The organism is Microcoleus sp. CAWBG640, assembly GCF_020883015.1.
Classification (GTDB): domain Bacteria; phylum Cyanobacteriota; class Cyanobacteriia; order Cyanobacteriales; family Microcoleaceae; genus Microcoleus; species Microcoleus anatoxicus.
This window is the reverse complement of the sequence record NZ_JAHRFC010000101.1, coordinates 1-14,713: the sequence shown is the minus strand read 5'-3', so window position 1 is coordinate 14,713 and position 14,713 is coordinate 1. Positions and strand designations below refer to the sequence as shown.

Below are 14,713 nucleotides of genomic sequence, written 5' to 3'. Positions count from 1 at the left end.
CGACAGCCCGACAGGGATTGAAATCCCTGTCTCATAGCGCAAGTCCTCTGAAAGAGGACTGAAGAGAGTTGAGAGTTGCATTTAATGTTTCAGTCGGTTTTAACCGACTTTTGCTATGAGACGGGGAATTGATTCACTCCTAGGACTGTGGGTGAATGCGATGGCCCAATATACAATCCAAGCATCCCAAAATCAAATGCGAAAATACCTCACAATCAAACAACTTACAGAAGCAGTTCAAGGTGCTGTCACCCCCCGGATGGTAAGACATTATCACTCCTTGGGGCTGCTTTCGACCGCAGTGCGATCGACCTCTAACTACAGACTCTACACCCGCAGCGACGTGCAGAAACTGCAAAAAATTGTCGCACTCAAACAGCAAGGTTTTCAGCTTTCTCACATCCGCAAGTTGTTAGAAACTGATGGGGATGCTTCCCCTGATGCGCTGATGGCGACTCTACAGCAACAGTATCTTTCTGTTACTGGGCAGATAGTTCGCCTCCGACAAACGGCTTTAGCGCTGGAAGGTTTGCTGGGGCGGGATCTCTCCTGTCAAGCGGTGCAAGCGGGCGCACTGTCGCAAATGAGGCTGTTGCAGGGGGAAACTGAGGGGGGATTGGGTGAGTTGGAACAGTTGTGGGAGAGTTGGGATGCTGTGGCGCATTCTCACCCGGAGAATTTTGAGGAATCTTTGCAGCATTTGTTGCCGGATTTGAGCGATCGCTCTGAAATTGAGGTAGACTTGCTTTCAAAACTGGTATTAGCTAGTGGTGATTGTTCCCTATTGCCGTTTGTGAAGTTGAGCGAAACTGCGATTCAATCGGCGCGGGAAGCTTTGAAAAATCGTTGTCAAATTGTGGCTGATGTGTCGCCAGTTTGTGCTGCTTTGGATCTCACTAGATTAGCACATTTGGGGACAAGTATTGAAACTTTGATTGATGACCCTCACATTAATGCTGCTGCGGAAGCGGAACAGGAATTTTGGCAGGAAAGGGCATGGTTTCAACGGTTGTTAAAGCTCGAACCAGGATGTATATTGGTGATTGGATATGCGCCTTCTGTGTTGATGGCTGTTTGTGAGGCGATCGAGAGTGGGCAGTTGCAACCGGCTTTGGTGATTGGTATGCCGATCGGTTTTAGTCATTCTCCTGTGGCAAAACGGCGTTTAGTGCGATCGGGTGTTCCTTATATTACGACTGTTGGGACTTTTGGCGGTGGATTGTTGGCGGCGGTGGCTTTGAATGCTTTGGTTGAGTCTTTGATTGAAAAGCCGAATTGTCATTGTCATTTGAAGTGAAAATTTGTTTTGAGAGTTATCAGACGATGGGGATCAGAAACCGGGTTTTTTACCGAATCTGCGGTTGATAATCAAGTATTTTTGTAAAAAAACTCGGTTTCTAAACACTGCGTAAATCCTAAATTATTTATTTCGCAGTTTCAATCCCTGATTGGGATTTAGTGTAGTTGCGGCTCAAGGAAATTTTCAATAATTTCTAGAATGCTATTCTATAACTGAAAACCACTTTTATCAATAATTTGCAGTTATGGCAGGAAGAAAAAAGTTAAACAGAGAAAACCTACACGCAAGGGTCGGGTCGAATACCGCCGAAAAGCTCAAGGAAATCGCCTTAATACTTGGGTATACATACAACCATGAAGGCTCGACCGGGCAACTGCTGGATGCGATCGCCAGCGGAGACTTGATTCTTATCAGTACATCAAAATCCCTAAAAGTGGTTAACACTTTTAGGGAATGAGGCTAAAATTAGATTGTGAGGAAAAACAGTTCATACCCTCACTCAGGAGGTGAAAAATGACCCAAACAGGAAACGGACACAAACCGGATGATACAGAGGTGGAGGTGACTTACCTCCCGGTTTACTCGCCAGCCGACCCAACGGAGCAGGTTGGCTGGTTGAGAGTGAGTCAGGACGGGGAAGAAGAGTTTATTCTCGATATCCCTATTTCTGAATCCGAGGAACCCACCTCGGACAACTAGCGCCTAGCTAGTCTTTCTTAGACCGCCTTCAAGAGCCACCTTGAGGGCGGTCGCAAACTTTTTCATAAGATATGTAACGTCGTATGTCTGATGCAGTTGTCTGTCCCGATTACATCCGTATCTTAGAACGCAAACCGGGCGGGTGGGCGTTAAAAAAAGGCGAAATATTTTATAACCCCCTGCCTTTCGCAGTAGATTTTCAAGACTTTGAGTTGCATTATGGCATCTCAAAGCAGCAGGTTGTTACCGAGCTATTTCGGCTCAATGCCGGTAAAGCCGGTTACTATCTAGCCGATTTACGCCACAAGCAGTATTACTACTGCGGCCAATTATTTGAGGATGTGAAAACCATGCTTTTGCAAATGGGTATTGGTCGGACTGGCTTCGATTAAGCTCGATCGTTGCGATCGCAAACACGGCTACTAAAAAGCTGTCACCTGTTGGGTTGGCAGCTTTTTAGTTTATGTATCTAATTTGCCGATGCTGATCGTTCGATCACTGCCTGCGGCTTGTTTCAATCCCTAATAGGGGTTTAGTTTAATTGTGGCTATAATTACACCAGCACGAATAAGAATTTTTTTATGACTAATCCCTTTCCGGGTATGAATCCCTATTTAGAGCATCCTTCCCTGTGGGCGGGAATTCACCATCGGCTAATTACCGCTCTTGCCAATGACCTCGGCCCTAAGCTTCGCCCGAAGTACATTGTTGCCATTGAGGAGCGCGTATACGAGGTGAACGAAGATATGACTTTGCTAATAGGTGTACCGGATATCTCAGTACAAAGTACACCATCAGCTCTTCAATCTCCGGCATCCAATCTCGCGGTTGCTGTAAAAACGCAACCTACAGAAGTATTACTACCCTTGCCAGAGACTTTGACGGAAGCATACCTAGAAATTCATGCCGTGGAAACCGAGGAAGTTGTGACCATCATTGAGGTGCTTTCTCCAAAAAACAAACAGGTGGGAATCGGGCGGTTGCAATACGAAACAAAGCGGTTAAAAATTTTGGGTAGCGCAACTCACTTTGTTGAAATCGATTTGTTGCGCCAGGGGAAATCGATGGAAATGGTCGGAGATTTTGAGCAAAGCCACTATCGAATCGTGGTGAGTCATAGCGAAACTCGTCCAAAGGCTCTACTTTACAGCTTAAGCGTGCGAGATAAAATTCCTGAATTCCCAGTACCATTAGAGGCTGATGAACCAGAACCAGCGATCGATCTAAAGTCATTGCTAGACGAGATTTACGATCGGGGGAGCTATGACTTAAGAATTGATTACAGTCGCCCCCCAATTCCCGCTTTGTCAGAATCGGATACTGTTTGGATGAATGAAACACTTACCGCAAGGAAGCCATGACACCAATCAATCCCTAATAGGGATTTAGTGTAATTGCGGCCTTTATTGGGAGGGGGTAGATAAAAAGCACCAAGTTTCCATTCAATTAGTTTCCCCAGCGAGTGGGGACGAAAAGTTGGCGAAGCTTCCTTCACTTATATCCCTGCGTTTCCATTCAATTAGTTTCCCCAGCGAGTGGGGACAAAAAGAAAGTAGTTTTGGATGTAAACATACTGTAAGTTTCCATTCAATTAGTTTCCCCAGCGAGTGGGGACGCGATCGAGAAGGCAGAGAATGTTATCTGGGCGATCGAGTTTCCATTCAATTAGTTTCCCCAGCGAGTGGGGACTTGAAGCAGGCATGAAAATCGCTCAATTGGGGCAGGGTTTCCATTCAATTAGTTTCCCCAGCGAGTGGGGACGTATCTACTCACCCCAACAAACCAAAATGAGCAAATTACAGGTTTCCATTCAATTAGTTTCCCCAGCGAGTGGGGACTTCAATTACTTACACCGGCGATCGAGTTTACTGCGTTGGCAGGTTTCCATTCAATTAGTTTCCCCAGCGAGTGGGGACTTTGCGCTTAGTTGCAGGTTGCTTTCCATTCTTGATGTTTCCATTCAATTAGTTTCCCCAGCGAGTGGGGACGATGATGGAACTAAGATTTGGGTGCGTGGCGGAACGTTTCCATTCAATTAGTTTCCCCAGCGAGTGGGGACGCGGTTCTTTTTCCTCTATCCTCAATCAGAAGGAGCTTGATAAGTTTCCATTCAATTAGTTTCCCCAGCGAGTGGGGACTGCCACCGGTACCATTCGTGAAAGCTGCCATATATAAGTTTCCATTCAATTAGTTTCCCCAGCGAGTGGGGACTAATAGTAAGAAAGCAGCGCAATGGTTCATTGGGGTTTCCATTCAATTAGTTTCCCCAGCGAGTGGGGACTGTATTACGCCGAGTCGAGGCCCAGTACGGGAGAATCGGTTTCCATTCAATTAGTTTCCCCAGCGAGTGGGGACCGAATGATGCAGTGTGTTGACAATCTCAGCCTTGAAGGTTTCCATTCAATTAGTTTCCCCAGCGAGTGGGGACCTTTAGGGGAGTTGGCCGCAGCACTAGGAAATGACGCAGTTTCCATTCAATTAGTTTCCCCAGCGAGTGGGGACTTTGCCGCATATGCTGCTGTAGCTAAATTAATAGGTTTCCATTCAATTAGTTTCCCCAGCGAGTGGGGACGGGAAAGTCGCAGTGCTGCTATTGTTGCTGCGATCGGTTTCCATTCAATTAGTTTCCCCAGCGAGTGGGGACGCTAGGAATTGCCAGTATTTTAGTTAAGAAAGTCGAGTTTCCATTCAATTAGTTTCCCCAGCGAGTGGGGACTTGATTACCGCAGAATGGATGGAACTCGCCAAAGAGAGTTTCCATTCAATTAGTTTCCCCAGCGAGTGGGGACAAAGATGGCTGAATCCTATTCCAAAGAGCAAATGCGTTTCCATTCAATTAGTTTCCCCAGCGAGTGGGGACGCACCGGGCGATCGCAACAATAACGACTCTTTCTCGTTTCCATTCAATTAGTTTCCCCAGCGAGTGGGGACCGCCCGCTCCAGAACCCTTGCTGTATTTGATTTTCAACGTTCAGTTCCGTGAACTTAAAACAAAAGTACCATTTCAACCCTCGACCTGTCAATCCCAAAAATTTCATATAACCCTAAAACCATTTCCACACATGAATTTCAGCCTTTCCGTGAATCTTTTTTTCAGACTAAGTGCCTCAAACCCTTGTACCACACATACTATAGCCCCAAAATTTAACACCTCGATTTTAACACCTACCCATTCACGGAATTCCCACCCAAAAGCATTCACCACTTCCCCAAAGCCCCCCACACAATACCCGAAACCACCCCCCAAATCGCCCCCAAACCCGCACCGACGATCGCACCCGCAACAGGCGCCAACTCCCCCGCCACCCCAACACTCATCGCCGGAAACACCACCGACAAACCCGCACCCAACACAGCACCCCCGATCGCACCCAAGAAACTGCCCCAAATCCCTCCCAAAAACCCCCCTCTCACCCCGGAAGGCTGAAACGACACCGGCAACTTCGGCGCAAACCCACAAAAACCCAACAAACTCCCAGAAACCGTACCACCAAGGGAACCCACCCCCGCCGCCACGATCGCCACCACCAACAACAAATTGGCAAACTGATTCCCCGGAGTCATCGTCCCACTATATTGCTGCCAAACCACCAACCCCGAACCCAAAAAAACACCAGCCAAAGTCCCCAAAAACGCCCCCCAGACCGCCCCCAACAACGCTCCCCGCCGGCCCCAAACCCTCCCCATCGGCACTATCAGAGGAGGCTTAAAACTTGTCCAAACCAAGCCCCAGACAATACCCACCCCCACACCAGACCAAATTCCTCGGCCGATCGCCGGATTCTCACTAATCGCCCCAAACACCACACCCCCGATCGCCGCCAACACAAAAGCCCCCCACAAAGTCCCAATCAAAATTCCCGCCCACTTCCGCAAAACCTGATTCGGAGGCACAGCCAAAACCCCCCAGATCATCCCAAAAAAAGCCCCCCAAATCGAACCCACAAAAATCGCCCCCAAAATCGCCCCACCACCCTCAGCGATCGCCGAAAATACCCCCGCCACCGCCGCCAAACACAAACCGCCCCAAACACCACCCCAACCTGCATCCTGAAATACCCGTTCCAACTTGCTAACAGGTACTGTCGCAGGCGGAGTCCGAGAAGACATCGGCATCGGCAACAGTGGCGGCTGGTATTGACCTAGAGACCGTGGCAGTCCCGTAGAAGGCTGTTGTCTGGATCTTGCGGTCTCCCGTACAACAGCGGGGGGTTTGGGCTTCTGACGCTGATTTTTCGCAGGCTGCAAGTTCACTCCGTTGCGGACTGCTTCCCGCGAGGGGAATGGATCGCGCCCTCTGAGCAGTTTTGCCCGATCGCACCAAGGACAGCGACTGAGATGATTGCCGTATTTATGTTGATTATTTCTGCTGCAAGTAATTAGAGCATCTTCCGCTTCCCGCAGCGCATTTACCCAAGTTTTGGCATCCGGGCGCGCCAAAGGACTGGTGTGCCCATCCTCAAAACAGCGGATAAACATCTGTCGCAGTCGGGGATGCAGCATTTCCCAAGCTGGTGCTGCGGGCATGGGGCGATAGGGAATTCGCTTGGTGCCAGAGGGGAAATGGCCCGATCGAATTCTCGCTTCTAAGGGCGGCGGTTCATCCGTACCGAGATAAACTCCCGAAAACGGGTGCGTACCTTCCATCAGTAGTTGAAAAATCAGCACCGCTAAGCCGAACAAATCATGTTCTGGGGCTCTGTCAATATCCCGAAAAGTTTTTCCCTGCAATTCCGGTGGTGTAAACTCTGGCTTCCCCACGGGACACCGATAAACGTAACCTGTATAGGGATCGCGTACTTGAAAGGAATCCGTATCTACCAAGGTTACTAAAGCTGTGTCGGTGACGAGGATATTCGACTCATTCACATCGCCGATCACGTAACCCCGTACATGGAGGGCGTTGACGGCGGCTGCCAGATTTCGGGCGGTGCGATGCAGGTAAAGATAGTTAAATAGGGGTTTTTGTTCGCGACGGGTTTTGGGAGTGTAGAAAGTGTGAACTGGCGACACCTTGGTGACGCGGGGCATCACAAAACCGACGATTTTTTCTCGCCCGCCCACAGTATGCAGTAAATCCAGTGGCCAAGCAATTGAAGCGTGTCCCGGTGCGGCGATCGGCGCATCTGGTGGCATACTGAACATGACTGTGAGTTTGTCGCCGTCTTCCTCTGTCGGTCTGTGGTAAATTTTTGCTACTAGGGACTGGTCTTGGGGGAGGGGATAGATGCGACCTTCACCTCCACTGGCGATCGCCGTGTTAGTGTCGATCGCGATCAGTTGTCCGCTAAATTGCCGCTGCAACTGCATAGAATTCCATATATATATCGACGATCTCGATTTTAGATTGGGGATCTGGCATTTTTGATTGAAGAACTGACCCCGCTGGTAAATCTATTAACCGTCAGACCAGCCAGCATCAGAGATATAACGATTTAAACCTTTCTTTCTGGATTGTCCATTTATAAATTAGCTAATCCGCTGCATTATACTATATTTTAGGACAAATATGGATCTATCAATTTGACAATTTTTTCATACTCAAAATCTTCTGAAAGTTCCAGCACCCTAGCAACAAAGGAACTGTACTCTGGGTGTAATTGTTCCAACCGGCTGATTTCCAAATCCACATCTTCAACATAACAGCCCTTCGCTGCTTGATACAAAACCAGCAATTCTTCTTTGGGCGGCACCACCATTTCCTGCGGACTAGCAGCTAAAGATACAGCCTCGGTCAACTTTGACCCGGTTGCTGCTGGTTGGTAAATCCATGACAAATTTAAATAACTCTGGATTTTGTCTAGCAATTCTACCGCTTGAATCGGCTTAGAGAGAAAATCGCTGTAGCCCAATTCTAAACATTTTTGGCGGTCTTCATTAAACACGGTGGCAGATGCAGCTACGATTGTTGTACTTTGAAATTGGGGTAATTGTCGCAGTTCTTGAATGAATCGGAAGCCATCCATCCCAGGCATTATTAAGTCACATAAAATCAAATCCGGCTGCCATTCTACAGCTTTTTTTAAACCTTTTTCTCCGTCGGCTGCTTCCGCCAGTTCAAACCCTAAAGGTTCTAGCAAATTAATTATCACCGACCGATTCTCCCAGCGGTCATCGATTACCAATATTTTCTGTTTTTGACCTTGATAGCCAAGGACTCTCTTGGTTGAGGTGATGGAGATTGATGCGGCTAAATCTGAACTAATGGGCAAGTTTAAATAAAACCAAAACTTGCTACCAATTCCGGTAGTGCTCTCGACACAAATCTCACTTCCCATTAAAGAAAGCAGGTTTTTAGTAATTGCTAATCCCAAGCCGGTTCCTTCTGCTTGGCGAGAAATATCTCCCACTTGCTCGAAGGGCAAGAAGATTTTTTCTAAGTTTTCGGGAGAGATGCCACAACCTGTATCTTCTATTTGGAAGCAAATTTTCTGGGATGGACGAGGTATGAGTTCTGAAGAATAAGTAGCATCGGATGGATGCTGCATAATTCCTAATTCAGGATAGCGGCTGTCTGTGACTCCTACTTTGAAAGTGACACTACCTTTGTCAGTAAATTTTACAGCGTTGGACAAAAAGTTAATTAAAACTTGGCGCAGCCGCTTTTCATCGGCACAAACCGTTTTGGGGAGTTGAGTAAGAGCCTCGTAGGTAAAGTCAATTGATTTTTGTTGAGTTTTGACTCGGAAGATTTTTGACACTCCTTGCAGGAATTCGGAAAAATTAAAGATTTCCGGGTTAAGTTGGAGTTTGTTGGCTTCGATTTTAGACAAGCTTAAAATGTCGTTAATCAGGGTTAGCAAATGTTCGCTGCAATTGTAGATAATCTCAACGCCTTGCTGTTGTTTGGCGGTGCAGTCTGGGTCTAGTTGCAAGATTTGGGCGTAGCCCATAATGCCGTTGAGGGGAGTGCGCAGTTCGTGGCTCATATTGGCGAGGAATGTGCTTTTAGCCAGGGATGCTGCTTCGGCGGCTTCTTTGGCTGCTGCGAGGGCGATTTCTGTTTGTTTACGATCGCAAATTTCCTGTTCTAATTGAGAGTTAGTCAGGGCTAACTCAGCAGTTCGTTCTGTAACTTTGGCTTCTAAGGTTCGATTGTAATTGGCTAATAGTTTCTCAGCTAGTTTGCGTTCTGTGATGTCAACAAAAGCGGCAATAGCTGCAACGATTTGCCCTTGTTCGTCGAACAGTGGCATACTGTAGACTTCGGCGGGAAATATCCGATCGCTCAACCGAATTTCTAGGTCGTCAAGCCTCACCTGTTCGCCTTTAAGCGATCGCACTATTGGCAAATCTGCTGCCGGATATAACTGCTCAGTTTGGGCCTGATAAATGTGATAAGTTGCTGCTAATTCCTCGGTTTGAGCGGACGGTAAAGTTTCGTCGATCTCCAGTAACTGTCTGGCCATCTGATTAACGTAAATGATTTGTCCGGTAATATCGTGAACTGCTACCCCCACTGGCATCGCTTCGAGAATTTGATTCAGTTTGCTCTCGCTCTGGGCTAAGGCTTCATTTAAGGATTGGAGATCTGCAAATGACTGTTTCAGTTGACCGGACATCTGATTAAACGTCTTTGTTAATTGTCCCAATTCATCAGAACGTTCAATTTGTATTGATTTATTCCATTCGCCCAGGGCAATATTTTTAGCAACTTTATTTAAATCCAGAATTGGTTTTGTAACCCAACGAGCCGTAATAATACCAATACCTGTAGACCCGATTAATGACGCGATACACAGCAGGATCGTCGTGCGAGTATTGGCATATATTTGTGCCATGAATTCGGCTTCTGGAACAACTGTGATAATCAACCAATCCAACTCAGATTTATCCGAGATCGGGTTCACCTGTAAGAAATAGCGAGCGCGGTTAAAGTCAAACTCTAATCTTTGATTTTGCTCAATTTTAGGAAAAATTTTAAGATGAGTCAACAGAAAATTAACGGATGCCTGAGTGAGGGGAATCCTACTGTTTTGAGCTAGCAGTCTCCATTCTTGAGGCTTTAAGTTTTTTAGATAATCTGAATCTAATTTTTGCTTAAATGGTGTCTCGCCTGTGGAACTGGCAATGAGTAGGCCTTGGCGATCGATAATGAATAACTGCCCTGTCCGTCCAACTTCCAAACTCTTTAGAAAATTAGCAAACTGAGGCAGATAGAGGGAGGATGCCAAAATCCCCTGAAAATTCCCATCGGGGTCAGAAAACGGCAAAAAGTTAACAATTGTCAATAAAGGACGATCGACTCCCTGTGATAAATTAACAACTGGAAGCCAAATTGCTTTACCTGCTTCCTGGGCGGCTCGATACCAGGGACGGCCTTTAGGTGGATCGTTATGCGGATCGTAGTCATGTCTTACTTTGGTGAGCTTAATTCGCTTCCCTTGAAGATCGGCAGCATAGCGGTGAAAGGCGTAATCCGTAGATTTATCCATAACTCGGATCACCAAAGAATCATTTGCCAATGATTTTTCGACACCAAGGAATTCTTTTTGCTCAGTGGCGATCGCCACATTACTAACCGTGGCATAGATTTGTAATTGCTGTGCAAAGTAGCGTTCTAAATCCGAAAAATTTTTCCAGTCTAAAACCCTTGTGCGAATTGCTGCTGCATGGTTTTGATTAATTTGCTTAGGCACATCCAGGTAATTTTGCAGATTTTGCTCAACGCGCCCGTCCACTTCATCTATTAACTGATAAGCTAAGTTTTTAACTGCCTGTTGCCCGTTTTTATAGGATAGATAACCCACCAATCCCACTGTCCCGACAATTTGTATAACGAAAGGAACAATTAAAACAGTTCGTAGGGGAAGTTTCCCAGCAACTCTGGCGAATAAGTTAGAAAAAGAAGGGATTTTCATAACAGCAAGGAGGTTGTGTTGCTGGCGATTAGTAATTGGTAATTGATAATCGGTAATGGGTAATGGGTAATGGGTAATTGGTAATTGGTAATTGGTAATGGGTAATTGGTAATTGGTAATTGGTAATTGGTAATGGGTAAAACTGGTTTCCAGGAAATGTCGCTGTAAGGGCGGGTTTCACCAATAATAATCGTGAATAATCGACCATCTATTAAACCCGCCCCCACCCAACGGTAAATCCCCTGGTTTCCAGGAAATGTCGCTGTAAGGGCGGGTTTCACCAATAATAATCGTGAATAATTGACCATCTATTAAACCCGCCCCCACCCAACGGTAAATCCCCGCCAACATTTTTGAAATTTGATAAACATCCTGGTTGATGTAGTGTGTGGGGGCGGTTTTTTCGAGATTGTGTGTATTGTGATATCTTGTTGGTAGAAGCCGCCCCTACAGGGTGTTGACGTCTACCAATAGAAAATTCGCTATTTCCGCCACATATCAAATTGATCTTCCGAACAGCCGTTGATATATTGATTGTTCACCCAACCGTCCAAAATTTCAAAAGTCTCATTGGGAGCAGTCCCATGAGTTCTCGCCGCAATTTTCACCCATTTTCCCTTTCTGCTAACAGCCCTAACTCCGTCTCCTCTTTTCAGTTTAACAACCACCGGGTAATTATTGCCAGGGCCTTTGCGAACGTTAACAGTACCACTTTTGACGTTAATAAAGGAGCATTTAGTTTGCTCTTTTAAAGCTTCTACTTTGTCGGCTGAAAGAGTTTGCTCTTTACCAAAAACGGGAAAACTGACCAGGGAAAAGCCAAAAGTGGCAACAGCCGCTGCAATGAAAAAGGCTTTGGATTGAGTCAAACTTAGCATCTATTTAATCTCCGTGGGTTAATAAGGACTCTTCATCCTTACTACTAATTTTTATTTAACTGAGGCAAACCATTCGATAATACCTTGGGCGATCGCCTCTGCTAACTTCTGCTGTTCTGTAGCATTGACAATCCATTCAAACTCATCAGGATTAATCATAAATCCTAATTCCATTAAAACAGATGGAGCAACGGCAGGACGAGTCATGGCTAGGTTGTTCCAGAATACACCATAGGAAGGACGATTCAATTTAGCAACTAAATAGTTGTGCAAAAACATTGCCAAACTGTGCGCTTGCGGGTGAAACCAAAAAGCGCCGACACCTTTAGTATTAATCGCGTCCCCGTTATCTGGTAAAGCATTGTAGTGAAGAGAAATTGCGATCGCAGGTGCTTCTTTTTGAATCATTTCCACCCTCGGTGGCAAATCCAGATCCACATCTTCCACCCGCGTCATTACCACATTTGCACCCCGATTTACCAATTCCTGACGCACCAATTTTGACACAATTAAAGCCACAGTTTTTTCTCGGTAGCCTGTGGGCCCGACACCCCCTGAATCTTCGGGCCCGCCGTGTCCCGGATCTAACAGTATTTTAATTCCAGACAGCGGCTTTGCTGGTGGATTAGCCATCTGGCTGGCTTTCACAGGGGGGTGTTTTAAAGACAGCACTAAAGTTGTGCCATCATATCTCAATTTGTAACCCCATTGTTGCGCTGATTTCAGATTAAAAGTATATTGTAATTGCAATGGCGATATTTGTTGCCATGTCAAACGGGAAATTACGGGGTCATCATCGAGGCGAATAATATCTGTTTGAGCGGTAGTATTGTACAGCGTTAAAGTGAACGCGCGTTCACCTTCTTGTACGGTGAGGGGGACTGGTATTTCTAGAGGAAATAAGACTTCGGTCCAACCGGGAACTTGACGCGATCGCGCGCTGCGAATTAGCGATCGCGGCGGCACTGTATCCTTGACAATTTTCACTTCTGATGCTTTGATCCATGCACCGTAATCGAGTCGAATCCATTCTCCTTCGCGGCCAATAATTGTGGCTCTTGTTCCCTTCGGTAGAGGCGTCATCCGAGAAAAATCTGTACTCGCGCCAGTGCGGGCAACACCTGGTTCTGCTGTCACTTCTGCTACTTCCAAATCAGCAGGAGAAAGAATAGAAATTTTTCCCGTGCCTTGCTGGCTGACTGTTTGATTATTCATGGTTAGTTCAAATACAGGCACTCCCAAATCTACTTTTTTGCTGTTATTTATTTGGGTGTCAGATTGAATACCCTCCCTTGCCAAAGAGGTGTCCGACTCAATGCCCCCCCTTAGCAAGGGGGTATCCGACTCAATGCCCCCCCTTAGCAAGGGGGTATCCGACTCAATGCCCCCCCTTACTAAGGGGGGGTTGGGGGGGGTTTTAGCGCAGCCTTGATATTGTTGAGTACCAGTTTTAATAGGAGAATTTTCGCCTAATAATACAGATTTATTATCTGGCAATTCAACTTGCGATCGCGCTTTTAAAGGAATAATTTCCCCAGCCAATTTTACCGAAACCTGAGCATTCATAGGTGCGATCGCCCCAAAGCAAATATATTCCCCCGGCAAAGTTGCCACATCAACTTTCGGTGTCAGAGAATCCTTGGCAAAAGCCAATCCTAAAGGAATTGTTGCCTGACTTGGCTGGCGCGTCACCTTAATTTTCACTTCCTGATTTTTGTAACGCAGTATAAAGACATTTTCTCCCACTTGTAGGGGAAAAGTGGGGGCAAAATGACCGGCTTGAGTGCGGGGGATCTGGTTGCCATTTACCAAGACTTGTCCCGATGGTGGTGCTGTGCCAATTAAAAAAATGCGATCGACTGTAGTCTGGTGATTAGGAGGAGGATAAGCCACAAACAAAGGTTGGGCGGCAATAGCTAGAGGAGCGATCGCCAAAATCATCGCCAACACAACTAAGGCTAAAAATTTTATCATTCTCAATCGCAGCTAATAGAGAGTCTGTACTAACCTAATTTTATCAGGTTTATTACCATTTTATATCCCTTGTCTGCACAACAATACGAAATTTTGTGTAGCCACAGTTTCCTGATTGTCCCGGAACAAAAAAATATATTTTGTCCTGAAAATCATGTTTTTAACAGTATATTAACTATTTTTTTGAATTTTAAACAAAACAGATAAAACTTTGTATATTCGGTAATATTTATTGTAAATCAGGACGATTTAAATACTTTTAAATCCTTTAAAAAAACAGCTATTTATCACCCGGAAGGGTGAGGATACTGGCGAATATTAAAACTATATTCAGATCAATAGGTAACGGTTAGATGAGAATTTAAAAATCATCTACCACATCCAAAAAAGAGGAGTTTTCATGAAATCTCAATTGATTGCACAAATATTGTTATCTGCACTAGCAGTATCGGGCACTATGGTAACTGCAACAACAGTGCAAGCTGGTCCAGCCACTTTGGTTGCTAACGAAACGACAGTATTTCAATGTGTTGGTTCAGGTCGAAACTTAGCAACAATTGCCAAGCGAGGAAATCGTACCACCGACCCGATAATTCTGTGGCGCACCACAGAATTTGGTCGCGAGTTTACTCCCAGCCAGCGCTGTCAAGCGGTTTCCAGAAGATTGACACAAGCGGTTGCTAATAATGGCGGAAGCTTAAGTAATTTACTGTTAACTACAGGTACTGTTAATAGCCTACCCGTTGTTTGTTTCGTGAGTGGGCGTGGACGCTGCAACTCTAGCAATACACTATTTACTCTAGACCGCAAAAATGCCAGCAATCCTGGTGCCGTGCTCACCCGTTTGGTCAATTTTGCCGAAAACGGTGTTGGTGAAGCCGTAGTTTCCAGAACTCGTCCTACTGATGAACCGGAACAGCAGTACGTTTCTTTGCAAGATTTAGTCGATCGAGCTTTGAATACAGCCCCAGCGCCTGTGAAAGCCCAACCAAGCAATCGAG

General features: G+C 46.0%; 10 protein-coding genes and 1 CRISPR repeat array. Of the genes, 5 read left to right on the top strand and 5 right to left on the bottom strand.

Features of this window, described 5'->3' with window-relative positions:
• Positions 1 to 115: 115 nt before the first annotated feature.
• The 4 genes from AAFP11_RS26790 (at position 116) to AAFP11_RS26775 (ending at position 3,360) form a co-directional block, all read left to right on the top strand.
• Positions 116 to 1,297 (top strand): precorrin-8X methylmutase, encoded by a 1,182-nt coding sequence (locus AAFP11_RS26790; RefSeq protein WP_341739763.1) that lies wholly within the window; start codon positions 116 to 118, stop codon positions 1,295 to 1,297.
• A 516-nt stretch (positions 1,298 to 1,813) separates the two neighbouring features.
• Positions 1,814 to 1,999 (top strand): hypothetical protein, encoded by a 186-nt coding sequence (locus AAFP11_RS26785; RefSeq protein WP_341739762.1) that lies wholly within the window; start codon positions 1,814 to 1,816, stop codon positions 1,997 to 1,999.
• Between the two features lie 83 nt (positions 2,000 to 2,082).
• Complete coding sequence (locus AAFP11_RS26780) at positions 2,083 to 2,391, top strand: hypothetical protein (RefSeq protein WP_340551113.1); 309 nt, start codon at positions 2,083 to 2,085, stop codon at positions 2,389 to 2,391.
• Positions 2,392 to 2,580: 189 nt separating this feature from the next.
• Positions 2,581 to 3,360 carry a DUF4058 family protein gene (locus tag AAFP11_RS26775; protein ID WP_341739761.1) on the top strand — a complete coding sequence of 260 codons (780 nt, stop codon included), beginning with the start codon at positions 2,581 to 2,583 and terminating at the stop codon, positions 3,358 to 3,360.
• A 73-nt stretch (positions 3,361 to 3,433) separates the two neighbouring features.
• Positions 3,434 to 4,930: direct repeats of the CRISPR family, unit length 36 nt; unit sequence GTTTCCATTCAATTAGTTTCCCCAGCGAGTGGGGAC.
• A 267-nt stretch (positions 4,931 to 5,197) separates the two neighbouring features.
• Here AAFP11_RS26775 and AAFP11_RS26770 read toward each other — a convergent pair.
• The 5 genes from AAFP11_RS26770 to AAFP11_RS26750 form a co-directional block, all read right to left on the bottom strand.
• Positions 5,198 to 7,309: a DNA-binding protein gene (locus AAFP11_RS26770; RefSeq protein ID WP_341739760.1), complete on the bottom strand. Its 2,112-nt coding sequence runs from the start codon at positions 7,307 to 7,309 to the stop codon at positions 5,198 to 5,200.
• A gap of 188 nt (positions 7,310 to 7,497) precedes the next feature.
• Positions 7,498 to 10,860 (bottom strand): response regulator, encoded by a 3,363-nt coding sequence (locus tag AAFP11_RS26765; protein ID WP_341739759.1) that lies wholly within the window; start codon positions 10,858 to 10,860, stop codon positions 7,498 to 7,500.
• Positions 10,857 to 11,168 (bottom strand): hypothetical protein, encoded by a 312-nt coding sequence (locus AAFP11_RS26760; protein ID WP_341739758.1) that lies wholly within the window; start codon positions 11,166 to 11,168, stop codon positions 10,857 to 10,859. Before AAFP11_RS26760 ends, AAFP11_RS26765 begins: the two co-directional genes overlap by 4 nt.
• Before the next feature lie 174 nt (positions 11,169 to 11,342).
• Positions 11,343 to 11,738 carry an SH3 domain-containing protein gene (locus AAFP11_RS26755; protein WP_341739757.1) on the bottom strand — a complete coding sequence of 132 codons (396 nt, stop codon included), beginning with the start codon at positions 11,736 to 11,738 and terminating at the stop codon, positions 11,343 to 11,345.
• A gap of 51 nt (positions 11,739 to 11,789) precedes the next feature.
• Positions 11,790 to 13,712 carry an N-acetylmuramoyl-L-alanine amidase gene (locus AAFP11_RS26750; protein ID WP_341739756.1) on the bottom strand — a complete coding sequence of 641 codons (1,923 nt, stop codon included), beginning with the start codon at positions 13,710 to 13,712 and terminating at the stop codon, positions 11,790 to 11,792.
• Positions 13,713 to 14,112: 400 nt separating this feature from the next.
• Here AAFP11_RS26750 and AAFP11_RS26745 point away from each other — a divergent pair.
• A partial coding sequence (locus tag AAFP11_RS26745) for a COP23 domain-containing protein (protein ID WP_341739755.1) occupies positions 14,113 to 14,713 on the top strand: 601 nt, incomplete at its 3' end.